Genomic DNA, 23,305 nt, shown 5'->3' with positions numbered 1-23,305 from the left:
GCCGCAACTCGCGGTGGAAAAAAAATGATCGTTTACGAAGCAGACAAGAAACAGTTTTTGTTCGACAACGACCACAATGACATCGAAGACGTCATTCTGAGCCGCTACAAGGCAGCGACTGGACGATCCGTTCGAGATAGCGAGTTTCAGTCCTGGAAGGAATCTCTAGGAAATATCGCAAGAGTCTTGCGCGACGAGGCCATACCTAACGACGTCGGCGTAGCTGTGGAACTACATATCCCGCAATCAGGAAAGCGCATTGACGTAACACTGACGGGCAAGGACAGCACTGGCAAAAAAAACGCAATCCTCGTTGAACTGAAGCGATGGCAGACCGCGTCAGCCACTACGAAGGATGCCATGGTAACCACGCTGTTGGGAGGCGGATTACGCGAGGTGGTGCATCCCTCCTATCAAGCCTGGTCCTACGCAACGCTGCTGGAGGGCTTTAATGAAGCCGTCTACGCTGGCGGCATCTCGATTCTCCCCTGCGCCTATCTTCACAACTACATCCAAGATGGAATCATCGATTCCGACCACTACGCTGGATATCTAGCCAAGGCTCCCCTCTTTCTGAAGGGCTCGGAAGAGCGGAATCGCCTGCGTCAATTCATCAAAGACCATATTGGTTGTGGTGACGGAAAGGCCGTACTGCATGAACTAGCTAACGGTCGAGTACGCCCCTCCAAAGCTCTCGCAGAGGCACTCGCAGGGCTGCTCAAGGCTCAGCCCGAATTCGTACTGATTGATGAACAAAAGGAAATCTACGAGACGGCTCTCGCGGCTGCCCGAACGGCATCGTCCGATCGTCCCCGCGTAGTAATTATTGAAGGCGGACCCGGAACAGGAAAATCGGTGCTCGCCATCAATCTCTTGGTGCAACTAACTGGACTTGGCTTGGTTGGCAAGTACGTATCAAAGAATGCAGCTCCCCGGAAAGTGTATGAATCCCGCCTCGCAGGTTCAATCACACGCAGCAAGTACGGCACCATGTTTTCCGGATCTGGGAATTTTTTCGAAGTTGAAAAGAATAAGTTTGACTTTCTCGTCGTGGATGAGGCCCACCGCCTCAACGAAAAGAGTGGGCTATACGGCAACCTCGGCGAAAATCAAGTGATGGAGCTGATCGAGGCTTCCAATTGCGCCATTTTCCTCATCGACGAAGATCAACGAGTCACGCTGAGCGATATCGGAAGCAAGCGCGCGATCCGAGACTTCGCCGAAGCCAAAGGCGCGACGGTCGAAGAGTACCAACTCAGCTCGCAATTTCGTTGCAGTGGCTCAGATGGGTATCTGGCCTGGTTGGATAACACCTTGGATGTCCGCCCGACCGCAAATGAAGTTCTGGATACCTCTGGATATGAGTTCAAGGTATTCGACACTGCGGAAGAACTACACGCAGCTATTGAAGCCAAAAACTTCCAAAATAAGGCACGTGTCGTCGCCGGCTACTGTTGGCCCTGGAGAAGCAAGAAGGATTCCAAGGCGTTCGACATTGAAATCGGTCAACGCTACAAGCGGAAATGGAACCTCGACACCGACGGTAGTCTTTGGATCGTTGCCCCAGAGTCCATCGAGCAGGTTGGGTGCATTCACACGTGCCAAGGGCTCGAAGTCGACTATATCGGCGTCATCATCGGCCCAGACCTGATCGTGCGTAACGGCGCGATTTTTACGACGCCAGAGGCGCGCGATCGCCACGACAAGTCAATCCGTGGCTACAAGACCCGTCTTAAAACCGAAGGGCTTCATGTCAAGGCGGAAGTAGATCTAATTATCAAGAATACGTACAGGACTCTCATGACGCGGGGCATGAAAGGATGCTACGTCTTCTGTACTGACGAGGAAACCAGAGAGTACTTTCGGCAGCGAATTGGCGTCACTTCCGAGACAGTATCGCGAACGGTCAAGTATGCGTAATCCACCTTGGTCAAGAGACGAACTGATCCTCGCCCTGGACCTCTACGTGAAGCATCGGTCCTCCCTGCCTGGACACGAAAGCCCTGAGGTCATCGAGCTATCGAAATTGTTGAACAGAATGGCTGGAGCGCTAGGCCGACCAAAGTCTGATACGTACCGCAATGTCAACGGTGTGTATATGAAGCTGATGAACTTTCGGCGCCTGGACCCTTTGTACATTGATACTGGAAAGAAGGGCTTGACGCGAGGCAATAAGGACGAATCTGTCGTATGGAATCTCTTTGCCTCGAATGCAGCCCAGTTGGCTCAGGTCAGCAACGCTATCCGGAAAGGATCTAGCCGCGATGACATTCTAGATTTGGAAGACGAGGAAGCCTGTGACGCCCCCGAAGGCCGCATCCTGACTCGCTTACATCGCTATCGCGAACGAAATAGGGAACTGGTCCGGAAAGCGAAGCAAGCAGCGCTCAAGAAACATGGCCGGCTTGCCTGCGAAGCCTGTGGTTTTGACTTCAGTACTGTTTATGGACCAAGAGGCGAGGGCCTGATCGATGCCCACCACACGAAGCCACTACATACCGTAGCGGATGATCACCGCAGCAATATTGAAGACCTCGCCCTGCTCTGCGCAAACTGTCATCGCATCGTTCACGCCAGGCGTGACTGGCTTACGATGCAAGAATTGCGAGAATTAGTGCGTACCAACGCGTGAAAAATAGCCTGCTTTTTATCTGCAGGAAATTCCGCCATTCCCGATTGTGAGCTTGCTCAAGAGGCACAGGGCACTAAGATTCAAATCGGCCGCCCACCCCCGACCACTGAATACTGCAAAAGAAGATCAGACTACTTGGCTCGTAGTACGTCAGGTTATGTCACATATCCTGTGCGCATCGGCTCAAGTGTTACACGGTTGAACAACGTAGTTGAGGTACGCTAGCCGCGTAATCCCCTCAAATGCGTTACTCTCCCCCTCCCCAATTCAAGTCCGCAAGGAGCCCTCAAATGGCACAAGCCTCCGCCCGTCACATCCTCGTCTCCACCGAAGCCAAGGCTAACGAACTGAAGACCGCCATCGAAAACGGCGCCGACTTTGCTCAGCTGGCCAAGGAAAACTCCAGCTGCCCGTCCTCGCGCGACGGCGGCAACCTGGGTACGTTTGGTCCGGGCCAGATGGTCAAGGAATTCGACACCGTGGTGTTCAGCGCCCCGGTCGGCGAAGTCCAGGGTCCGGTGAAGACGCAGTTCGGCTACCACCTGGTTGAAGTGACCAGCCGCAAGGACTAAGTCCCGCTGCTGCACGCTAAAAGGCCGCCGCCAGAAGAGTCTGGCGGCGGCCTTATTTTGTCTGCTCGAAAGACGAGCCAGGAATCTATTCCTTGCCCGTCATCACCATATGCGCCAGCGCATCCGCGTCCAGTCCGGCCACGTCGCGCTCGATGACTTTGGCGCCGCTCTTCAGGATCGCGACCCGGTCCGCAAGCGCCACCACGTCGGCCATGTTGTGGCTGATGAGGATGACGGTGCGGCCTTCCTCGCGCAGTTTGCGCACCAGGTTCAGCACCAGCGCGGTTTCCTTGACGCCCAGCGCGGCGGTGGGTTCGTCCATGATGACGACGCGGGCGTCCCAGCGCAGGGCGCGGGCGATGGCGACGGCCTGGCGCTGGCCGCCGGACATGCGTTCCACGGGCCGGTCCATGTCGTCGATGGGCACGGACAGGCGCTGCAAGTAACCGCGCGCGTCCTGGGCCATGCGGCGCTTGTCCAGGATGCTGAGCGGACCCACGCGGCGCACCAGTTCGGCGCCCATGAAGATGTTCTCCCAGATAGACAGGCGCGGAGCCAGGGCCAGGTCCTGGTAGATGGTGGCGATGCCTTGCACCAGGGCGTCGTGGGGCGAGCCGAACACGACCTGTTTGCCGTTCAGGCTCATCGCGCCGCCGCTGGGTTCCTGCGCGCCGGAGATGATGCGGATGAGCGTGGACTTGCCCGCGCCGTTGTCGCCGCAGATGGCCATGACCTTGCCCTGGGGCACGTCCAGGTCCACGCCTTTCAGGGCTTCGACGGCGCCGTAGGATTTCTTGATCTGGCGTAGCGACAACGCGGCGGTCATGGCTGCGGGCTCTTACTTGGCGGGTTGCAGGAATTTCTGGACGTTGCTGGCGTCGACCAGGACCGAGTCCATGAACAGGTAGGGGCCGGCGGCGATGGTTTCCCTGGGCTCCTTCTTCACGACGATGCGGTCGATGGCGTAGATGGCCTTGGTGCCCATTTGCTCGAAGGGAATCATCATGGTGGCGGTGATGAGGCTGTTGGGATCAGCGATGCGGCGGTAGGTTTCCGGGCTGCCGTCGACGGACACCAGGGTGATGTCGCCCTTCTTCATGCCCTGGGCCTGCAGCAGATCGTCGATGACATAGGCCTGGCCGTCGAACGAGGCCCAGATGCCTTTGAACTGGCCCTGGTGACGCAGCAGCAACGCCTGCATGCCGTTGCGCACGTCGTCGCGCCAGCTCTGGGTGCGGGCCATGCTGAACTTGGCCAGGTCCTTGACCGCGGTGTTCTCAGTCAGGACGGCGTCCAGCATCTTGCCGCGGATGCGGGTGCCGGAGTTGCCGTCGAAGCGCGCGGACAGAATGTTGCCCTGGTAGCCCATCTTGCCCAGCAGGTACAGCACGGACTGGGCGCCGGTAGCGTATTCGTTGACCTCGACGTCGAACAGCATGTGGGGGCTGACGCCCGACATCACGCCGACGACGGGAATGCCTTTCTCTTTCGCGGCTTGCAGCTGCGCATCGGTTTCGACGGGCTTGCCCATGGCGATGACGATGGCGTCGACCTTCTTGTTGACCAGGGTGTCGAGCTGTTCGGCCAGTTTGGGTAGCGACCCTTCAGCGTTCAACTGGGTGACCGTCCAACCTTTGGCGCGGGCGGCTTCGGCAGCGGCATTGGCGACGCGGGCATGGGTTTCCGAGGACATCTGGAACGCGACCACGCCCACGTCGAAGGCGTGCGCGGCGGCGCCCATGGCCAGGGCCTGCACGGAAAACGCGGCCAACAGCAGATTGCGCATCAAGGATTTACGCATGGTTATCTTCCCCTTCCGATCAGAATTTGAAAGCCGCTTTCTTCAGCACGGCCGATGACACCGCGACCGACGCGATGATGATGAAGCCCAGGACGATGTCCTGCACGTAGTACGGCGCGCCCATGAGGACCAGACCGTTGCCCAGCACCTTCAGGATCAGCGCGGCAACCAGCGTGCCGGGTATGTTGGCGTGGCCGGGATTGAACATGGTCATGCCCAGCAGCACCGCGGCAATCGCATACAGGAAGTAGTCGCCGGCCATATTGGGCGCGGCGGACGACAGGCTGGACGTGAGCAGCACGGCCGCCAGGCCCGCGCACAGGCCGGACAGGGCCAGGCCCATGCTTTTCATGGCGCGGATGTTGATGCCGGCCAGCCGCGCGGATTCGCCGGCCTCGCCGGTGGCCGTCATGCGGGCGCCTGTGCGGGTCCACTTGACCAGGAAGAACGCCAGCACCACGGCGCCCAGCATCCACAGTACCAGGGCGGGAATGCCGAAAGGCTTGCCACGGGCCAGATCGGTAAAGGCCGCGGGCCAGCGGCCCACATAGGACACGCCGTCGGTCAGCATGAAGGCAAAGCCGCGCGCCATGGCGGCCATGCCCAGGGTGGCGATAAGCGAAGGCACGCGCAGTCGCGTGACGGCGACGCCATTCACCAGCCCGCACAAGAGGCCCACGCCCAGGCCCGCGCCTATCGCCAGGAGCACCGGCTGACCGGTATGCACCAAGGCGCCAGTGACGACGGCCGCCAGGCTGGCGACGTCCGCGACGGACAAATCCAGTTCGGCCGTGACCAGCGCCAGCGTGAAGCCGATGGCGATGATGGCCAGGAAACTGGTTTCCTTGGCGATGTTCAGAAGATTGTTGGGCGCCGCGAAATTCGGGGCCGCTAATGCGAAAAAGCCCACCAGGACCAATCCCGCGATTGCCGTGCCGTACTTCTCCAGGATGCCGCGCATCGACTCGACCCTTGCTGCGTTTTGTTTGTTATGTGGGCGCATGGCTGCGCCCCGCTGATGGCGTCGTAGTTTATACCCGGGCCATCAGCCCATGTCGATGCCGGCCAGCGCGCGCGATACCGGCGCCAGCGCGGCTTCCGCGGCGCGGAACTGGTGGTACATGCGGCGATAGGCATGGGCCCGCTCGGCTTGCGGCTCGTAGCGTTGCGCCACGCGCACCAGCGCGTCCTGGGCGGCCGCGAAGCTGCCGTAGCGCCCCACGCCCGTCCACGCGGCAACCGCCGCGCCCAGAACGCCAGGCTGCTCGGCCTGGCCGACCACCAGCGGACGTTCGCAGATGTCCGCCTTGACTTGGCACCACTGGGCATTGGACGCCGCGCCGCCGCCGAAGCGGATTTCTCCGACGGGGCCGCCCAGCGCGCTTTCGGCGCGTTCCAGCACGATGCGGTTGAGGAAGGCCACGCCTTCCAGCACGGCCCAGGCCAGGTCGCCGGGGCCGTGGCGACGGTTCAAACCGAGGAAGGCGCCGCGCAGATGCGGATCCCAGTAAGGCACCCGCTCGCCCTGCAGATAGGGCAGGAACAGGGCCGGCTGCGGGTCGCGTGGCGCGTCCAGCAAGGCGTCCATGGCCTCGCCCACGCCGGCCATGCCTTCGTCGCCCAGGCGGCCTAAAAGGGGCAGGAGCCACGCCACCGTGTCCGCGCCGTTCTGGCCCGGCCCGCCGATCTGGTGATGGCCCCCGCCCCAGTCCACCGTCATCAGGCCTTGCGCCTGCACCGGCTCGGCGCCCACGGCGCCGAAGACTTCGGTGGTGCCGGAGATGTTGTAGGCATAGCCCGGCCGCAAGGCGCCCAGGCCGGCCACGGCCGCCCAGGTGTCGTTGGCGCAGGCCACCACGGGGCGTCCAGACAGTCGCGCCAGCGCGCCCGGCAGGCCCGCCTGCACGGCGCCGACGACCTCCAGCGGATCGAGCAGGCGCGGTACCCAGGCCGGATCGGCGCCCGCCGCCGTCAGCAGATCGGCACATTCAGGCGCTGCCGTCGCGGCCGCCGCCAGCCGCGCCATCGACACGGTGTCGCTCACGGCGCGTCCGGTCAGGCGGAAATTCAGATAGTCCTTGGGTTCCAGCACCACTCGCACCCGAGCCGCATTCTGAGGCTCGGCGCGCAGCAGCCAGGCCAGGCGCGCCCAAGGATGAAAGGCGTTGATCTGCGCATGTTCGGGATGGGCAGACGGCATGGACGCGAGCCACGCGCCTACGTCCGCCGCCGCGCGCGTATCGCGCCAGGTGATCGCAGGCCGGATGGCGGCACCATGCGCGTCGATGAAGACCTGCGTGCGCGTGACGCCGCAAATCGCAATGGCCTCCACCGCATCGAAAGCGGCTTCCGCCTGCGCCGCCAGGGCATCGGCCAGGGCTTGCAGCCCGCCCCACCAGGCGTCGGCGTCGATCTCGTCCCAGCCGGAGTGAGCGGCAAGGCTGGCGCGCGCCGGGCTGTCGATGAAACACGAATGCGCGATGCCGCCGCGCGCGTCCACCAGTGCGGCGCGAAAGCGCGTGCCGCCGAGATCCACCGCCAGGACGTAGCTCATGCCGGCACCTGCATCAGGCGGATCTGGCCGCGCCCGGGCTGCATGGCCCGCAGCGGGCGGAGGGTCTGGATATCAAGCATGGGAGGCGACTTCTGCGTGATCGGATGGCCGTCGGAACGGGCGTTCCGGCATAGGCAAATTGTAGTCCTGTCAGGAATCCCGCGCAGCGCCGGCCCCCTTCGTCGCTGCACCGCAGCACCGGAAATCCTATCAATTGATTATTTCTGTTCAGGTGACACGGGCCGCGGGCCTGGGACAGAATGGCCCACACCCGGAGGAGACAGCCGGGGCCATGAAAACCACTAGAACCGCATGCGCAAGCGCGCAGCCCGAGGCCCATGAAACAGTCCAGGAACAAGGTCATCATCACCTGCGCCATCACCGGATCGGTCCACACGCCGTCGATGTCGCCGCATCTGCCCGTCACGCCCGATGAGATCGCGCAATCCGCGCTGGATGCCGCCCAGGCCGGGGCGGCCATCGTGCACCTGCATGCGCGCCAGCCCGATACCGGGCAGCCGACCCAGGATCCCGCGTTGTACGCGCAGTTCCTGCCGCGCATCAAGAATGGCTCGGACGTGGTGATCAACATCACGACTGGCGGTTCTCCCGTACTGCCCATCGCCGACCGCATGGCGCCTGCGCTGCAGTTCAAGCCCGAGGTCGCGTCGCTGAACATGGGCTCGATGAACTTCGGCATGTACGAGCTGCTGGAGCGCTTCAAGGAATTCAAGCACGCCTGGGAACGCCCCTATCTGGAAGGCAGCAACGACCTGATCTTCAAGAACACCTTCAAGGACATCGAACACATCCTGACCTCGTGCGGCGACAACGGCACGCGCTTCGAGATCGAGTGCTACGACATCGGACACCTGTACACCGCGGCGCATTTCGTGGACCGCAAGCTGCTCAAGCCGCCATTCCTGATCCAGTCCGTGTTCGGCATACGCGGCGGCATCGGCACGCATCCCGAAGACGTGATGATGATGAAGCGCACTGCGGACCGGCTGTTCGGTGACGACTACATCTGGTCGGTACTTGCCGCCGGACGCAAACAGACGCCACTGGCGACGATGGCGGCGACCATGGGCGGCAATGTGCGCGTGGGGCTGGAAGATTCGCTGTGGGACGGGCCGGGCGAGCTGGCGCGCTCGAATGCCGACCAGGTGCGGCGGATTCGCCGCATCCTGGAAGACCTGTCACTGCAAATTGCCACGCCCGACGAGGCGCGCGAGACGCTGCAACTGAAGGGCCGCGACAACGTCGCGTTCTGACCGAAATCCTATCCGGTGGGGAGAGAGACATGAAAAGAACATTGTGCGCGACGGCGGTGGCTGCGCTGTTGGGAATGGCCGGCGCGGCGCAGGCCGACGACGGCGTGATCCGTATCGGCTTCATTACCGATATGTCCGGCCTGTCGGCGGACGCCGACGGCCCTGGTGGCGCCGAGGCGATCAAAATGGCCGTGGCGGACCTGGGCGGCGTGGTGGCAGGAAAGAAGGTCGAGGTGCTGGTGGCGGACCATCAGAATCGCGCCGACATCGCATCATCCAGGGCGCGTGAATGGCTGGATCAGAAAGGCGTGAACATGCTGATCGCTGGCGCGAACTCGGCGGCGGCGCTGGCGATGGCGAAGGTGGCCGAAGAAAAGAAGACGCCGTTCTTCGTGGTGAGCGCGGGCGCTTCCGAACTGACGAATTCACAATGCACGCCCTACACCGTGCACTACGTCTACGACACGGTCTCGCTGGCGCGCGGCACGGCGCGCGCGATGATGAAGGAAGGCGACAAGAACTGGTATTTCCTGACCGTGGACCACGCCTTCGGACATGCGCTGGAGCGCGATGCTTCGGCCGTGGTGCAGGCCGACGGCGGCGCCGTCAAGGGGCGGGTCAGGCATCCGCTGAACGCGGCGGATTTCTCGTCCTTCATCCTGCAGGCGCAGGCATCTGGCGCGTCGGTGCTGGGACTGGCGAACTCGGCCAGCGACACCAGCAATGCGGTCAAGGCGGCCAATGAATTCGGCCTGACGCCGAAGATGAAGATCGCCGGCCTGCTGGTGCTGATCACCGACGTCCACGCGCTGGGCCTGCAGGCCGCGCAGAACATGTACCTGACCACGGCCTGGTACTGGGACCAGGACGACGCCTCGCGCAAGTGGGCCTCGCGCTTCGAAGCCACCATGAAGAAAAAGCCCTCGATGCTGCAGGCCGGCGACTATTCCGCCGCCACGACATACCTGAAGGCCGTGGCAGCCACCAACAGCACCGATGGCGATACTGTCATGAAATGGCTGAAGGCGAATCCGGTGAATGACTTCTTCGTGAAGGACGGCAAGATCCGCGCCGATGGCCTGATGGTGCACGACATGTTCCTGATGCAGGTAAAGACGCCGGCGGAATCCAAAGCGCCCTGGGACTACTACAAGCTGGTGGCCCGGGTGCCTGGCGACCAGGTCTATACCACCCCCGCGGAATCGACCTGCCGCCTGATGAAGCCCTGAACCGCAACCACAAGGATCTGGCATGACTGTGAAGAACGCTGCCCCGGCGGACATTTCCGCGCTTCCGGTGGATCTTTCCGGCAAACGCGTCATCGTGACCGCGGGCGCGGCCGGCATCGGCGCGGCGATCGCCGCCGCATTCGCCGAACGCGGCGCCAAGGTGCACGTCTGCGACGTGGACGAACAGGCGCTGGCGGCCTGCCCTTACCCCAGCTCGCGCGCCGACGTGAGCCGGCGCGACGAGATCGACCGCTACATGCAGGAAGCGCTGGCGCAGCTGGGCGGCCTGGACGTGCTGGTCAACAATGCCGGCATAGCCGGCCCGACCGCGGGTATCGCGGACATCAAACCGCAAGAACTGGACGCGACGCTGGACATCAATCTGGCATCGCAGTTCCACACGGTGCGGCATGCGTTGCCGGCGCTACGCGCTGCCGGTGGCGGCAGCATCATCAACATCAGCTCGGTGGCAGGCCGCATGGGCATACCCATGCGCACGCCCTACGCAGCGACCAAATGGGGCGTGGTGGGGCTGACCCGTTCGCTGGCGATCGAGCTGGGCGGCCATGGCATCCGCGTCAACGCACTGCTGCCCGGGCTGGTGGCGGGGCCGCGCATTGACCGCGTGATCGAGGCGCGCGCGAAAAACATGGGTCTGACGGTAGCCGAGGAGACCCAGCTGGAACTGTCCGGCGTGAGCCTGCGGCAGTTCGTGCGGGCGGCGGACATCGCCAATATGGCGCTGTTCCTGGCCAGCCCGTTCGGGGCAATTATCAGCGGCCAGGCGATCAGCATAGACGGCGACCTGCAATCGCTGCCCTGGCAGCCGCCGGCGGACTGAGGCCGCGCCCTACGCCAGCAGCTGGACTGTTTGCGCGTAGACGCCCTGGCGGCGCGCCTGTGCCGTGGCGCGCAAGGCGTCAAGCAATCGCTCGGCCAGGTCCTGGTTGCGCGGCTCCTTGCGGGTAATGAGATAGAAATCGAACCACTGCCGCGAAGCCAGCGGCCGGGCGACCAGATCGGGATAGGCCGCCACGATATCCCACGCGGATAAAGCGTTGACCAAACTGATGCCCTGGACCGCCCGAACCGTGCCGGGCAGCAGCGACATGTGCGCCCGCATGCCGGAACTCAGCAGCAGCGAATCCGCGATGTCGCCCTGTGCGACCACATAGTCGGACCACAAGGGCTTTACGTAGGTGTCTGGCGGGATATCGGCCGCTGCAATGGTGTCGCGCGCCGCCAGGGGATGGTCGCGATGCGCGATGGCCATGACGTCGGCGCGCAAGAACGGCGTGAATGCCAGCCGGGCGCTGTCGCGCTCGACCGCGCCCAGGCCGAAGTCCGCGCGCATGGTCTCGACCGCGCTGATGGCCTGCACGGACGATTCGATATCGATGGAGAAAGGCCGGGTGCCGTTGACGTCCAGATAGCGTCGCACGGCATCGGGCGCGTAGCCCAGCGCCAGCGCGGGCGAGGATGCGATGCGCAGGCCGCGCCCGCCGAACTGTTCGATGCTGTGCAGGGCCTCGTCGATGCGGACCAGCTCGTCCAGCACGAACTTCGCTTCGCTGTAGAGGTATTCGCCCGCCTCGGTGGGGCGCAAGGTTTTGTGCGACCGGTCGAACAGTTGCACGCCGGTCGCGCCTTCCAGGCGGGAAATCGCGTGGCTGACCGCCGGCTGCGTCAAATGCATGGACTGCGCGGCCTGGCGGGTCGATCCGGTCATGACTACCGCGTAGAAAATGCGCAGGTCGTGAATATTGAAATTGCGCTTCATGCGGCGCGAGGCTCCCTGTGTGGGCGTCTACCCGACTGCGCCTGCCCGGATGGCGATGACTGGCCTGCGCGAGGCCTTCTTGTAGCCCAGACGGCCTCTAGTGTCGAACCTGGGGCGGGAAAGGCGCCGGGCGCGCCTGGGGCGCCTGCCTGGCGCGTTCGATCTGCGGCGAAGTCCACTTGCCTTCCAGCAGCGCCGGCTTGGGCCAGTAGTACCGCAGCGTGACCATGAAGGGCCCGGCCGGCGCGGGCAGCCAGTTGGTTTCCTTGCCCTTGCCCGGCGACTCCGACTGGAGGTAGATCGTGATGCCGCCGTCGCGGTCGCGCTTGAGCGACGGCAGCATGGAGGAATTGATCAGATAGCGCTTGAGCGGATTGGGGGCCAGCAACTGCTCGGGCAGGCGATACATGGTCATGGACCAGAACGCGTTGACTGGCGGCAAGCTGCGCGGCGCGAAGCGCAGGGTGTACTTGTTGCGGCCGTCCAGCGGCTGGCCGGTGCTGTCGTTCTCCAGCACGGGATAGAGCGCTTCCTCGCGGCTGTTGCCGCCGATGCCGACCTGCGTGCCGGTGGCGCGCGCGAGGTAATCGTTCTTCAGTGTGTTGCGGTCGCCGAACAGCCCGTCGGTCTTGCCGTTCAGGGCCTCGCGGTTCTTGTCGATGTCGTTCTGGCCGTCGTGCATGCCTTCCTGCAAGGCGCGGCGCAAGGCGGGGTTCATGCCGTTGAAATCGAATTGCCGGCCGGGTTCCAGGCCGATGCTGGCAAAGCGTTCGCGCAATGACTGCTCGGAAGAATGGGCCGGCGCAAACTGCAGCAGGAAGGCAAGCTGGTTGTAGAACTCCAGCGAACTGCGCATCTGCGCGGGCGGTTCCGGTGCGATCCAGTCCACGGCCGGCGCCGCTGCGGGCGCGCGCTGCTTGCGGAAGGCCGACAAGGTCTGGATCTTGTAGCGCGACTGGATGCGCTTGACGTTGGGCAGATCGCCGGCGCTGAAGAGCTGGGTGCGCCCGACCAGGTTGACCAGGTCGGTTTCCGACCTGATCACCTTGGTGATGCCGGCCGGCGTCTTGCCCTTCCAGCGCGGGCCCGCGACCAGGAACCGGCCGCCGTTATTGCCGGTGCTGCGGCTGCCGATATAGGCGAAGTTGTAGGTGTACAGGTCCATCAGCTGCAGCACGAAATAGCGGCGCGGCTCCATGGCAGGCACGGTGATGACCACGGGTTCGGCGCGCAGGTCCAGCACCGCGAACGTGTATGGCGTGTCGGCGTTGGGCGTGACGAAGGCGGTGTCTTCGGGCGTGAAGACGCGCGCGACGTTGTTGACCGTGTTGAACGGCCCCTTGTACTGGGGGTTGCTCTTGTCGATGCTGAAGGCATGCATGGTCTGGTAGCTGGCGACCATGGGCGTGCCGTAGAGATAGGCTTCGCGGGCGATGCCGCGCGCCTGTTGCGCCGTGACGCCGTCGATGCCTACCGATTGCGAGCCGCTGAAATCTTGCGAATGGATGGCGCATCCTGCCGCGCTGCCGATCAGCAGTGCCGCAAGAAGCAGGCGGGTCGCGCGCAAGAACTCGATGCCAGTCTGACGGTCGCGCATTCATTGCTCCAACACTGCGTGATGTTGGCGGCGCCCGCTGAAGGCAGCGTCGCGTGCGAGGCGGGAATTTCCGGGGAATTCTGGCACATTTCCCCGGATGCGCTCAAGCCGCCTGGGTCTGGCCTTCGAGCCGCTGCAGGGGAATCGCCACGATCGCGCTTTCGCTGGCGGCGGCGTCCGTGGTCAGGTGCTGAATCAGGTCTACAGTGGTGGACCGGCGGGTCAGCATCAGGCAGGTGACTTCCTCATCCGTCACGCGCGTGGCGTGCCAGCAGCCCGGGCGCATGCAGACGCCCTGCCCCTGCGGCACGCGGAATGCCATCAGGCTGGCCAGATCGGGGCTGCCGTCGGCCGCGCTGCGCGCCACCACCTGGATGATCTCGCCGGTCAGCGGCACGATGGCCTGCTGCGTCAGCAGGTGCTTTTCAAGGCTGGAGATCTCAAAGGACTGGCTGCGGTAGTTGACCCACAACAGCTCTGCGTCCCCGCCCGCGCCCGTGTTGAACAGATGCTCTTGCCAGAAGTCGGTGGCCGGGTTGGAAAACAACGGCACGCCGTTGCCGTCCGGCATGGGCTTGCCCAGCATCCAGCCGTAGGCCCGGAAGGCGTCCGGCGTCAGATCGTTGATGTCCAGCTGCTTGTCGCTCGTCATGCGGAACCCTGTTATGGCTTGGTCGCGCCGCCGCGCTTGGGAAACTCGGCGTCGTAGTCGAATTCGCCGCGCGCAATGGCCTCGAGGATGGCGGCCCGGCGGTCGGCGGCGCGCTTGAGGTTGGCGGCGGTGGGCTTGGCCCGGATGCGTTCCACGCAATGCCGGCCTTCATGGAAGAAGCCGATCTCGATGGAAGACTCGGATGCGGGCCTGACCCCGTCGAATCCCTGGCGCATCGCCCTCTCCTGTTATAGCCGATGAAGATGCACATGATATCGCTTTACACTGGCCCGACATCCTTCACGCCAGGAAGCGCAACATGACTACCAATCTGTCGTCGCACTATCTCCTGCTGGACGCCTCGGGTACTTGCTCCGCCGTCGAAGGCGGCAACGCCTTCTGGTCGCAGTCGGAAGAGGAACTGGAAAGATTCGGCCGCGGCTGGCTGGTGTCCGAATATTCCTTCGAGACGGACTGGCCGCAATGGGAAATGCACCCGCAGGCCGACGAGGTCCTGCGCCTGATCGAGGGCGCGGCGGAACTGCGGCTGGAATGGCCGACAGGCGAACAGGCCGTGCGGATGCAGGCAGGCGATGCCTATGTGGTCCCCAAGGGCATCTGGCACACGCTCAAGGTGGCCGGCTCCTGCCGCATGCTGCACATCACCATGGGCGCGGGCACGCAGCACCGGCCGCTGTAAGCCGCCATCAGCCGGGCGCGGCCGCGGCATGGACCCGCCGGATCTCGCGGTCGTCTATCGGCCAGTGCAGCGCCGCCGACAGCACGCCCAGCGCCATCGCGCCCAGCCAGATCAGGTCATAGGAGCCGGTGGCCTCGAACACCACCCCGCCCAGCCACACGCCCAGGAAGGATCCCAATTGGTGGCCGAAGAACACGAAACCGAACAGGGTCGTGATGTAGCGCACGCCGAACACCTGGGATATCAAGCCGTTGGTGAGCGGCACCGTGCCCAGCCAGACGAAGCCCATGACCGCCGCGAACACGTACACGGTCCATGACGACAGCGGCAGCAGCACGAACAGCGCGATGGCGGCCGTGCGCAGCAGATAGATGCCGGCCAGCAGGTACTTGCGGCGGTGGCGTCCGCCCAGGACGCCGCAGACGTAGGTGCCCATGACGTTGGTCAGCGCAATGATGGCCAACGCCGCCACCGCGTCGGACGCGCGCAGGCCCTTGTCCATCAGGTAGGCGGGCAGGTGCGTGCCGATGAAGGCCAGCTGGAAGCCGCAGGCCAGGAAGCCCAGGTTCAGCAGCCAGAAGCCGGGCTGGGCGAAGGCCTCGCGTATGGCCGCGGACATGGACAGCCCTGCTTCGCCGGACGCCACACCCTGCTCCCGGCCGGGAGACTCGCGCAGCGGCAACGCCAGGGGCAGCAGCACGAGCAACACCAGCGCGAACGACAGCAGGGCCGCGACCCAGCCCCAGCCGCTGATCAGCCATTGCGCGGCCGGCACCATGGTGAACTGGCCCAGGCCGCCCACGGCGCCCGCCACGCCCAGTGCCCAGCTGCGGCGTTCAGGCGCCACCAGCCGGCTGAGCGCGCCGTAGATCACGGCGAATGCGGTGCCGGACAGCGCGATGCCTATGCACACGCCCGCTGTCCACAGGAACCCGGCGGGCGTGGCGGCATGCGCCATGCCCGCCAGCCCCAGGGCATAGAACACCAGTCCGCCCGCGATCACCTTGGCCGAGCCGTAGCGGTCGGCAATCATGCCGGTAAAGGGCTGGGCCACGCCCCAGGTCAGGTTCTGCACCGCCAGCGCCATGGCGAAGGTCTCGCGGCTCCAGCCGCGGTCCATCGTGACAGGCAGGAGGAACAGGCCCTGCACGTGACGCACGCCCAGCGCCAGGCCCATGATGACGCCGCCTGCCAGGACCAGCAGCAATAGTTGGGAGGCATCCAGGGAAGACTTGCGCAGGACGGGCATGGCGGACCTCGGCTATGGATCGTCGCCTCCGTGCGGGCAGGCACCGGCGTCCATTACAGGGCCGGCGCGTGCGCGCATCAACCGATTATTTTTTGTCCGCTGCATGCTTTGCAGGAATGTCAGGACTGCGCCCAGAATCGGCGCCATGCAAGCTCGGATGGCCGTGTTTTTAACGGTTTGTTTTCGACAGTTACATTTACCGCCTAATTGCCTGCTGCCGCTGGTTACAGTGCTGCCTTCCCATCTTTCTTGGCAGGCATACGACCATGTGGCACGCCCAGCCCGGCCTTTACGCTTGCGCGGTTGCAACCCGCGCTGCTGCACGATGAAGACCCCGCTCGCCCTCAAACCGCTGGCGCTGGCCGTGGCGCTGGCTGCCCTGCCCGCCATCCCCGGCGCGGCCCAGGCCGGCTGGCTGGACCGCTGTGCCCCCGGCCTCAACGAATACAACGGCGCCGACCTGGAATGCCAACTGGCCTTCCACGAGGGCTTGGCGGCCGTACTGACGGGATCGGCCGACGACGACTCGGGACGCTGGGGCTATCTCAACCAGCAAGGCCGCATGGCCATCGCGCCAGCTTTCCAGGAAGTCAAATCCTTCCAGAACGGTCTGGCGGCCGCCAGCCAGGACGGGCTCTGGGGCTATATCGACAAGCAGGGGCAGTGGGCCATCAAGCCGCGCTTTACCGAAGCGACGGGTTTCAATGCCGAAGGCACCGCGCTGGCCGAGGAGCAAGGGCAAGACGTGCTGATCGACCGCAGCGGCAAGGTGGTCAAGACCTTCGAGCTGGGCACGCGCTCCTGGGGCTTCCAGCGCGGGCAGAAACTGGCATCGATGGAAATGCCCATGCCGCCGCGCCTGTTCAACACCGAGACCGGCAAGGCGGCGACGCTGCCCGCCGGCGTCATGGCGCTGGCCGCGCCCAGCGGCGGCTACCTGCCCGCCCAATTGCGCGATTCACGCTACGGCGGCTGGTGGGGCCTGCTGGACGAGCAGGCCCGCTGGGCGATCGCGCCGGACGTGCTGCGCGCCCGCCAACCCGCGTTGCGCGATGGGGATGTGCTGGCGGTGAACCGCGAGCAAGGCTGGGAGTTCGTGAATGCCAGCGGCAAGTCCATCCATGGGCAGCGCTACGAGGACGTGCAGTTGGCAGGGCCCGGGCTGTGGTTGGTCAAGCAAAAAGGCGCGGGCAAGGCGCTGCTGCTGAACGCCAAGCTAGGGGTGCAGCATGCCTTCAAGGGCAATTACATCGGCCTGGATGAACGCGATGGCTGGCGCGTCATGATCGATGACGAGGCCGTGCTGCTGATCGATCCCGCCGGCAAGTTCCGCAAGATAGACGCGCGCCATGGCCGGGTGCAGATCAGCAACGGACAGGCTTGGGTGACCGCCGCGCTGGCGCCACGCGCGGAGGACATGGCGGCTGAAGCGGAAGCGGCAGCGGAAGCGGCAGCCGATGCCGCGGCAATGACGGGTGATGCCGCAGCCGCCGGTACTGCCGCAGTCTCCGACGAAGATGGACCAGGAGAGGCAGTCGAGGCCTCGGCCGATGCCACGATCGCCTCGCAGGACGCGAGCGCGGCAGAAGCAGTCGCGGCGGCAACCGAAGCCTCGGCAGCCGCGACCGTGGCGGTCGACATCGCCACGCCCGCCGCGATGGACGCAGCCACGGCGGCGGTGGACATCACCGGGGCCGCCGCAGCAGAAGCGACGAGCGCCGATGCGTCGCCCGATGCTGGCGGCGGTCTGCTGCAGATCTATACGCGCGAAGGCAAGCCGCTGCTGGACGCCGACACCGTCGCGCGCCTGCAGGACTACGACATCAGAGCCTTTTCCGCCAGCGAGTCGACCCGCGGCCGCGCCACCGCGGACAGCTTGCCGCTGGCCCTGTTGCAGCCCCTGGACTACAAGCAGCCTCTCGGCATCCTGACGTCCAAGGGCAAGATCGTGACCAATCCGGACTGGGAGGACATCTCCAGCTATGACGCGTCCATGCCATTGCCGGTGCGCACCGTCAATGGCAAGTATGGCGCCATCGATGGCGACGGCAACTGGTCGGTGCCGCCCCGCTACAGCGTCATCCGCCCGTTCCGCGGCGCTTACGCGCTGGCAGGCGGAGCTCGCAGCCGCAGCGACGACAGCGTGGTGATCGACGCCCATGGCAAGGCCGCGCAAGTTCCAACCGAGGTGCTGGACGGCGCCATGAATTTCGACGGCGAACTTATCCAGTACCGCGCGCCGGACGAAAACCGCGAGAACCGCTGGGGCATCTGGAACGTCGCCCGGGGCGCGCCGGCGGTCAAGCCCGTATACGAAAGCATGGAGAAGTTCGAGGACGACTGGACCAAGGTCCAGCACCAGGACCGCTGGGGCGTGATGAACCGCGAGGGCAAGTGGGTAGTGCCCGCCACACAGGAAAGCTCGTACAAACTGGAGTACCTGGGCAATGGCCTCATGCTGATCGAGGACAACGCCTCCGGACAGCGCTCCCGCAGCTCTTTCGACACCACCTACCGCCTGGTGAACCTGCGTAGCGGCAAAGCCAGCGAGCTTGTGACCGGCAAGCCAGAGCGATTGAAGGACGGGCGCTACCTGGGCACGCTGGCAGGCGGCGGAACCGTGGTGTTCGACGCCAAGGGCAGCGCCACGCGCGTATCCGACAGCCGGGCCGAGCGCAAGGAGCTGTACCAGCACTGGCTCTACATCGAACACGAAGACGGCGAAGGCGCCATCGATGCCCGCGGCAACCTGAAGGTTCCCGCCATCTACGGCGAGTTCAATCCCTTCTTCGCGCAGCCCGAGGGGCTGGCGCGCGCCTACACCGGGTCCGGCTACCGCTTGATCGACCAGGACGGCAAGACCGTGCTGCCCAAGCGGGGCGACGGCTCGCCGCTGGCCTCCATGCAGCGCATCGTGTTCCATGATTCGGAAAACTCGGTCAGCGTCATGACGGACCTGCAGGGCCGCGAGATCACCCGCATCGATGGCACCTATAGCGTGGAAGACCGCCATGCCAACGAAGGCGTGGCGACCTACCGCAACGCCTCGGGCAACGGCAGGAACGGCTTCATCGACGCCAGCGGCAAGCGTATCGTGGGACCGCACTTCGACACGCTGGGCCCGCTGAACAACGGCCTGGCCGTGGCGCGCCGCCTGCAGTATTCCGGCAAGCTATTTGGCTACATCGACCTGACGGGACGCTATGCCATCCCGCCCGTCTTTACCTGGGCAGGAAACTTCAGCGAGGAACGCGCGCTGGTCCGCAGCAACCACCAGGGCCGGAACACGCAGTACATCGATACCAAGGGCGTGCCCATCGCCACGTTTACCGTGGTGTGCGACACCGTGACGATCCTGGACGACCAAGGCAGGATCACCTGGCCGCAACAGAAAATGGATTGCCCCGTGGCCGACAAGTTCGAACTCGCCCCCGACAACGCCAAAGCGAAACAACCATGAAGTCACGCGCGATACGCACCACCCGCCTTGCCTGCGCCCTGGCCGCGCTGGGCGCGTCCCTGTCGGCGCATGCGCAGTTCGGCAATTCATACTGCATCGAGGAAAAGCCCTACAGCCTCACGGTCGATGATGATGTCAGCCCCTACGCCAACGGCTGCATCCGCGCGCTGGCGGACCAGCGCGCCGCGGTGCTGCTGCCGTCCGCGCTGGTGAACATCGACCGCGTGCCACGCGATCAGTCGCTGCGCCGCCATGCCTGGGGCTTCCTGGACCAGAACGGCCGGCTGGCGATTTCGCCCATCTTCGAAGCGGTGGGCGACTTCAGCCACGGCCTGGCCGCAGTGAAATGGAAAGGCAAGTGGGGTTTCATCGATACCAAAGGCCGGATGGCAGTGCCGCCGCGCTACGACGCCGTGCAGGACTATGCCGAGATCGGCCTGACCGTGGCCATACTGGACGGCCGCTACCTACTGATCGACCGCAAGGGCCAGCCGGTGGGCGAACCAATGGACGAAGGCGTGCAATCGCTGCATCTGGGCGCGGGCGTGCCGGCGCTGGCGACGGTGGAGTACAAGCCGGAATACCGCTCCAGCACGGGCGAGCGCCGCTACAACGACGTCGGCGTCAGCCTCGTCAAGTCCTATGGCAACGGCCTGTACATCGCCATTAATGCGGAAGGCCGGTACGGCCTGGTGGACCGGGACTGGAAGTGGGTGCTGGAACCCGACTACCAGGATATTTCGGTGCCGGGCGAAGACGGTTCGATGGCCGTCGCCTATCGCGAAAGCGAGGCGCTGCTGCTGGACGCGGATGGCAAGACCGTGGGCGCGGACCAGGGCTACCGCAGCATGATGCCCGTGACCCCGGCATTCTGGAGCGCCGAACTCGGCCGAGGCTCCTATGCCGTGCTGGACAGCGACGGCAAGCCCGTCATTACGCTCAAGTCCGCCGAAGCGCAGGGATCGCAGCGCTACGGCGACGCCATCGTCTACCCCTCCGGCGACAAACAGATGGCGCTGGTGCCGGGACGCGCCGAGCCGCTGACGCTGGGCGCGGGCCTGATCGTGGCTGAAGACCAGAAAGGCTATGTGCTGTTCTCGAACGAGGAACGCGTACCCGTGGGCCTCTTGACGCCGATGGGCAACTGGCTGCACGGCGGAACGGCTCCCGCCTGGCTCAAGGACACCGGCAGGATGGTGGTCAGCCAGGGCAAGCTGTGGGTCTTCAAACAGGAAGGCGAACTGCTCAACGTGCTGGACGACGAGGGCCGCGCGCTGCTCAAGCCCGAAACGGTGGAGGCCGCCAAGAGCCGCTCGCTCAGGGAGCTGCCGCTGGACATTCCCGGCAGCGCGCTGGGCCTGTTGGCCCAGGACCACTGCCAGTGCGACGAGGGCGGCGCCGGCCTGCTGCTGGCCGACGGCGGCATTGCCTCCGATCCGGCCTGGAGCAACATCGTCCCGCTGGATGGATCCGAGGATGACTATGGCGCGCAAGCCGAGGCAGAAGCCGCGGGACTCAAGGCGGAGCAACTACGCTACGCCGCGCAGACCGACGCAGGCCTGCTGCTGCTGGATGCTATGGGCAAGCCCATGGACCTGCCCGCGCAGCAGCACATCGGACCCTTCCGCCACGGCTATGCGCCGGCGTACGCCGATGGCGTGAGCCGCATGCTGGACCGCGACGGCAAGACCTATGACCTGCCGCGCGACTTCTTCGAAGCGCAGATCGTCGCCCCCGGCGTGGTCCGCTTCCTCAAGACCGCGGCGGAGGGCTCGCCCTGGGGCTTGTACGACTTCGTCGCCGGCAAGGAGCTCGCCGCGCCCGCGTTCCTGGACATCGGCCTGTTCCAGGACGGTCAGGCGATCGCCTCGCTGGGGCAAGATCGCGTCGGCATCATCGACCTGCAGGGCAAGTGGATCGTGGCTCCCAGCCACCATAGCGCCGAACGCATCACCGCCCGCATCTGGAAGCTCCGCCAGGCCGGCCCGCAGGAGAATGAGTACGAGCGTCCCGCCGCCGTCTTCAACGCCGAGGGCCGCGCGCTGACCGCCTTCCGGCCCAAGCTCTCGGTCGGCGTGGATAGCGACGGCGCAATCGCGGCCAGCGACGACAAGCACCGCTGGACCATCACCCCGGACGGTTCGGAAGCGGTGGACATGGAGGACGCGAACTACCTGCGCATGGGCGACTGGACGGTGCTGCGGCGCGGACCGCGCATCGGCTATCTGGACAGCCAGGGGCAATGGCAGATCGCGCCTTTGGCCGCCACCGCCGGCTCCTTCCGCGGCGAACCGGCCCGCGCCCTGCTGACGGGCGAAGACGGTCCGCGCCTGATCGACGACCAGGGCAAGACCGTGACCACGCTGCCGGCGGGCGAATGGCGCTGGCCGCTGGGCTCCGACATGCTGCTGCGGCACTACTACGCGGGCAACCGGGAGATGACCGACTACACCGGCCTGGACGGCAAGAAGCGGCTCTCCGTCGAGGGCGTTGCGTCGGCCTACTCCGAAGGACGCGCCGTGGCGCGCGTGTCCAACCGGGGCATGCGCGCGGTGGACGGCAAGGGCGCACTGGTCGGGCCCGCGTTCGACGCGCTGGGCCTGCTGCGCGAAGGCCTGGCGCCGGTCGGCATCGACAGCGGCTACGGTTATGTGGACGCCCAGGGCAAGCTGGTGATCGCCGCCGACTACCGGGCGGTCGCGCCGTTCCACAATGGCCGCGCCGTGGTGTCCACGCTGGAGAAGTCGATGATCATCGATCCCGCCGGCAAGCAGGTGGCGCGCGTGGAAATCGAATGCGGCGTGCGCATGCTGTACGGCTCGCACGACCAGCGGCTGTGGCCGCTGAGCCTGCCCAGCCGCTGCGCCCGCTAGCGCCGCGCGCCTACTGCGCGTCCAGCGCCAGATAGCGGCGCGTCTGCACGATCTCTTCCCGCTCCTTGAAGCTGGTGAGCTGATCGGCCAGCGCGCTGCTGTCGCCGGTCTGCTTGATCGCCGCGAGCGTGGCCTGCATGGCGTGGATGGCGGCACGTTGCAGGTCCGACGGAATGATCGCCAGGCGGTAGCCCATGGCCGCCAGGTCGGCCAGCGGCGTGAGCGGCGTCTTGCCGCCGTAGAACATATTGATGAGCTTCAGGCCCGGCAGGCGTTCGGCGATGGCGCGGATCTGCTCCAGCGTCTCGGGCGCTTCCACGAAGATCATGTCCGCCCCCGCCTTCAGGTAGCGCTCGGCACGCGATAGCGCGGCCTCGAAACCCTCGACCGCGATGGCGTCGGTACGCGCGATCACCAGCGCGTCGGGGTCGCTCAATGTTTGGCGCGCGATGTGCACTTTGCGGCACATTTCTTCGGCATCCACCAGGCTCTTGTCGTCCAGATGGCCGCAGCGCTTGGGAAAGGACTGGTCTTCGATGTGGAAGGCCGCCACGCCCGCGCGTTCCATGATGCGCACCGTGCGCTCCACATTGGCCGACCCGCCGAAGCCGGTGTCGGCGTCGGCCACCACCGGCAGGCCGCTGGCGTCCACGATCTTCTCCACGCGGTCCATGACCTCGGTAAAGCTGAGCAGCCCGATGTCCGGATAGCCGGCCGCGCGCGCGATCGCGCCGCCGCTGGCGTAGACGGCGGAAAAGCCCGCGGCCGCCACCAGCCGCGCCGACATGCCGTCATAGGCGCCGGGCGCCACGACGATGTCGCGGGCCAGGTGCTGGCGCAACAGGGTGCTGGGTTTGATGGGGGCAGTCATGTGGATTCCTTTGCGGATGTCGTCGATGTATGCATGATCGGCGCGTCGCAATAGAATGTCC

General features: G+C 65.0%; 19 protein-coding genes. 9 read left to right on the top strand and 10 right to left on the bottom strand.

What is annotated here, in order from left to right; genetic code table 11:
* Positions 1-24: 24 nt before the first annotated feature.
* The 3 genes from AC3WOB_RS02980 to AC3WOB_RS02970 all read left to right on the top strand — a co-directional run bounded on the left by AC3WOB_RS02980 (position 25) and on the right by AC3WOB_RS02970 (position 3,204).
* Entirely contained in the window at positions 25-1,920 is a 1,896-nt protein-coding gene (locus AC3WOB_RS02980) for a DNA/RNA helicase domain-containing protein (RefSeq protein WP_492274121.1), read from the top strand.
* A gap of 178 nt (positions 1,921-2,098) precedes the next feature.
* Positions 2,099-2,632, top strand: coding sequence for an HNH endonuclease (locus AC3WOB_RS02975; protein WP_492274120.1), 534 nt, complete (start codon positions 2,099-2,101; stop codon positions 2,630-2,632).
* Positions 2,633-2,922: 290 nt separating this feature from the next.
* A complete protein-coding gene (locus AC3WOB_RS02970) occupies positions 2,923-3,204 on the top strand; it encodes a peptidylprolyl isomerase (protein WP_006385706.1) in 282 nt (93 codons plus the stop codon).
* 85 nt (positions 3,205-3,289) lie between these two features.
* Here AC3WOB_RS02970 and AC3WOB_RS02965 read toward each other — a convergent pair whose 3' ends face one another.
* The 4 genes from AC3WOB_RS02965 to AC3WOB_RS02950 form a co-directional block, all read right to left on the bottom strand.
* Positions 3,290-4,030, bottom strand: a complete 741-nt coding sequence (locus AC3WOB_RS02965; RefSeq protein ID WP_013396454.1) for an ATP-binding cassette domain-containing protein — start codon at positions 4,028-4,030, stop codon at positions 3,290-3,292.
* A gap of 12 nt (positions 4,031-4,042) precedes the next feature.
* Complete coding sequence (locus tag AC3WOB_RS02960) at positions 4,043-5,005, bottom strand: sugar ABC transporter substrate-binding protein (RefSeq protein WP_492274119.1); 963 nt, start codon at positions 5,003-5,005, stop codon at positions 4,043-4,045.
* Positions 5,006-5,024: 19 nt separating this feature from the next.
* The gene (locus AC3WOB_RS02955; RefSeq protein WP_492274118.1) at positions 5,025-5,966 is read right to left on the bottom strand and encodes an ABC transporter permease; all 942 of its coding nucleotides are present in this window, start codon (positions 5,964-5,966) and stop codon (positions 5,025-5,027) included.
* Positions 5,967-6,050: 84 nt separating this feature from the next.
* Positions 6,051-7,559, bottom strand: coding sequence for a xylulokinase (locus tag AC3WOB_RS02950; RefSeq protein WP_492274117.1), 1,509 nt, complete (start codon positions 7,557-7,559; stop codon positions 6,051-6,053).
* A 338-nt stretch (positions 7,560-7,897) separates the two neighbouring features.
* Here AC3WOB_RS02950 and kce point away from each other — a divergent pair, with 338 nt between their 5' ends.
* Genes kce through AC3WOB_RS02935 form a run of 3 tightly spaced genes read left to right on the top strand, consistent with a single transcriptional unit; the run spans position 7,898 to position 10,903 of the window.
* On the top strand, positions 7,898-8,833 hold the full coding sequence (kce, locus tag AC3WOB_RS02945) for a 3,5-dioxohexanoate:acetyl-CoA acetone transferase (RefSeq protein ID WP_207468101.1): 936 nt from the start codon (positions 7,898-7,900) through the stop codon (positions 8,831-8,833).
* A 29-nt stretch (positions 8,834-8,862) separates the two neighbouring features.
* Positions 8,863-10,062, top strand: a complete 1,200-nt coding sequence (locus AC3WOB_RS02940) for an ABC transporter substrate-binding protein (RefSeq protein ID WP_492274116.1) — start codon at positions 8,863-8,865, stop codon at positions 10,060-10,062.
* Positions 10,063-10,084: 22 nt separating this feature from the next.
* Positions 10,085-10,903, top strand: a complete 819-nt coding sequence (locus AC3WOB_RS02935; RefSeq protein WP_492274115.1) for an SDR family oxidoreductase — start codon at positions 10,085-10,087, stop codon at positions 10,901-10,903.
* A gap of 9 nt (positions 10,904-10,912) precedes the next feature.
* Here the strand turns inward: AC3WOB_RS02935 and AC3WOB_RS02930 are convergent, their stop codons facing one another.
* The 4 genes from AC3WOB_RS02930 to AC3WOB_RS02915 form a co-directional block, all read right to left on the bottom strand.
* A complete protein-coding gene (locus tag AC3WOB_RS02930) occupies positions 10,913-11,842 on the bottom strand; it encodes a LysR family transcriptional regulator (RefSeq protein ID WP_492274114.1) in 930 nt (309 codons plus the stop codon).
* Positions 11,843-11,939: 97 nt separating this feature from the next.
* Positions 11,940-13,439, bottom strand: coding sequence for a DUF1254 domain-containing protein (locus tag AC3WOB_RS02925; protein WP_492274113.1), 1,500 nt, complete (start codon positions 13,437-13,439; stop codon positions 11,940-11,942).
* 103 nt (positions 13,440-13,542) lie between these two features.
* Complete coding sequence (locus AC3WOB_RS02920) at positions 13,543-14,091, bottom strand: ureidoglycolate lyase (RefSeq protein ID WP_207468095.1); 549 nt, start codon at positions 14,089-14,091, stop codon at positions 13,543-13,545.
* A gap of 11 nt (positions 14,092-14,102) precedes the next feature.
* The gene (locus AC3WOB_RS02915; protein WP_013396464.1) at positions 14,103-14,327 is read right to left on the bottom strand and encodes an Arm DNA-binding domain-containing protein; all 225 of its coding nucleotides are present in this window, start codon (positions 14,325-14,327) and stop codon (positions 14,103-14,105) included.
* 83 nt (positions 14,328-14,410) lie between these two features.
* Here AC3WOB_RS02915 and AC3WOB_RS02910 point away from each other — a divergent pair, with 83 nt between their 5' ends.
* Positions 14,411-14,791, top strand: coding sequence for a cupin domain-containing protein (locus AC3WOB_RS02910; protein ID WP_492274112.1), 381 nt, complete (start codon positions 14,411-14,413; stop codon positions 14,789-14,791).
* A gap of 7 nt (positions 14,792-14,798) precedes the next feature.
* On the opposite strand, the gene AC3WOB_RS02905 is transcribed toward AC3WOB_RS02910, so the two are convergent.
* Positions 14,799-16,040, bottom strand: a complete 1,242-nt coding sequence (locus AC3WOB_RS02905; protein WP_492274111.1) for an MFS transporter — start codon at positions 16,038-16,040, stop codon at positions 14,799-14,801.
* Between the two features lie 325 nt (positions 16,041-16,365).
* Here AC3WOB_RS02905 and AC3WOB_RS02900 point away from each other — a divergent pair, with 325 nt between their 5' ends.
* Positions 16,366-19,500 (top strand): WG repeat-containing protein, encoded by a 3,135-nt coding sequence (locus AC3WOB_RS02900; protein WP_492274110.1) that lies wholly within the window; start codon positions 16,366-16,368, stop codon positions 19,498-19,500.
* The gene (locus AC3WOB_RS02895; RefSeq protein WP_492274109.1) at positions 19,497-22,373 is read left to right on the top strand and encodes a WG repeat-containing protein; all 2,877 of its coding nucleotides are present in this window, start codon (positions 19,497-19,499) and stop codon (positions 22,371-22,373) included. The genes AC3WOB_RS02900 and AC3WOB_RS02895 overlap by 4 nt, the downstream gene beginning before the upstream one ends.
* Positions 22,374-22,383: 10 nt before the next feature.
* On the opposite strand, the gene AC3WOB_RS02890 is transcribed toward AC3WOB_RS02895, so the two are convergent.
* Positions 22,384-23,244: an isocitrate lyase/PEP mutase family protein gene (locus AC3WOB_RS02890; RefSeq protein ID WP_207468090.1), complete on the bottom strand. Its 861-nt coding sequence runs from the start codon at positions 23,242-23,244 to the stop codon at positions 22,384-22,386.
* Between the last annotated feature and the right edge of the window lie 61 nt (positions 23,245-23,305).

Source organism: Achromobacter sp. FW305-C-30-7, assembly GCF_058783105.1.
This window is presented reverse-complemented; position numbering and strand designations above follow the sequence as displayed.

What these genes read in the sequence shown, in the direction of transcription:
- AC3WOB_RS02980 (WP_492274121.1), top strand. Translation starts at nt 25, where the DNA reads ATGATCGTTTACGAAGCAGACAAGAAACAGTTTTTGTTCGACAACGAC.
- AC3WOB_RS02975 (WP_492274120.1), top strand. Translation starts at nt 2,099, where the DNA reads ATGAAGCTGATGAACTTTCGGCGCCTGGACCCTTTGTACATTGATACT.
- AC3WOB_RS02970 (WP_006385706.1), top strand. Translation starts at nt 2,923, where the DNA reads ATGGCACAAGCCTCCGCCCGTCACATCCTCGTCTCCACCGAAGCCAAG.
- AC3WOB_RS02965 (WP_013396454.1), bottom strand. Translation starts at nt 4,030, where the DNA reads ATGACCGCCGCGTTGTCGCTACGCCAGATCAAGAAATCCTACGGCGCC.
- AC3WOB_RS02960 (WP_492274119.1), bottom strand. Translation starts at nt 5,005, where the DNA reads ATGCGTAAATCCTTGATGCGCAATCTGCTGTTGGCCGCGTTTTCCGTG.
- AC3WOB_RS02955 (WP_492274118.1), bottom strand. Translation starts at nt 5,966, where the DNA reads ATGCGCGGCATCCTGGAGAAGTACGGCACGGCAATCGCGGGATTGGTC.
- AC3WOB_RS02950 (WP_492274117.1), bottom strand. Translation starts at nt 7,559, where the DNA reads ATGAGCTACGTCCTGGCGGTGGATCTCGGCGGCACGCGCTTTCGCGCC.
- kce (WP_207468101.1), top strand. Translation starts at nt 7,898, where the DNA reads ATGAAACAGTCCAGGAACAAGGTCATCATCACCTGCGCCATCACCGGA.
- AC3WOB_RS02940 (WP_492274116.1), top strand. Translation starts at nt 8,863, where the DNA reads ATGAAAAGAACATTGTGCGCGACGGCGGTGGCTGCGCTGTTGGGAATG.
- AC3WOB_RS02935 (WP_492274115.1), top strand. Translation starts at nt 10,085, where the DNA reads ATGACTGTGAAGAACGCTGCCCCGGCGGACATTTCCGCGCTTCCGGTG.
- AC3WOB_RS02930 (WP_492274114.1), bottom strand. Translation starts at nt 11,842, where the DNA reads ATGAAGCGCAATTTCAATATTCACGACCTGCGCATTTTCTACGCGGTA.
- AC3WOB_RS02925 (WP_492274113.1), bottom strand. Translation starts at nt 13,439, where the DNA reads ATGCGCGACCGTCAGACTGGCATCGAGTTCTTGCGCGCGACCCGCCTG.
- AC3WOB_RS02920 (WP_207468095.1), bottom strand. Translation starts at nt 14,091, where the DNA reads ATGACGAGCGACAAGCAGCTGGACATCAACGATCTGACGCCGGACGCC.
- AC3WOB_RS02915 (WP_013396464.1), bottom strand. Translation starts at nt 14,327, where the DNA reads ATGCGCCAGGGATTCGACGGGGTCAGGCCCGCATCCGAGTCTTCCATC.
- AC3WOB_RS02910 (WP_492274112.1), top strand. Translation starts at nt 14,411, where the DNA reads ATGACTACCAATCTGTCGTCGCACTATCTCCTGCTGGACGCCTCGGGT.
- AC3WOB_RS02905 (WP_492274111.1), bottom strand. Translation starts at nt 16,040, where the DNA reads ATGCCCGTCCTGCGCAAGTCTTCCCTGGATGCCTCCCAACTATTGCTG.
- AC3WOB_RS02900 (WP_492274110.1), top strand. Translation starts at nt 16,366, where the DNA reads ATGAAGACCCCGCTCGCCCTCAAACCGCTGGCGCTGGCCGTGGCGCTG.
- AC3WOB_RS02895 (WP_492274109.1), top strand. Translation starts at nt 19,497, where the DNA reads ATGAAGTCACGCGCGATACGCACCACCCGCCTTGCCTGCGCCCTGGCC.
- AC3WOB_RS02890 (WP_207468090.1), bottom strand. Translation starts at nt 23,244, where the DNA reads ATGACTGCCCCCATCAAACCCAGCACCCTGTTGCGCCAGCACCTGGCC.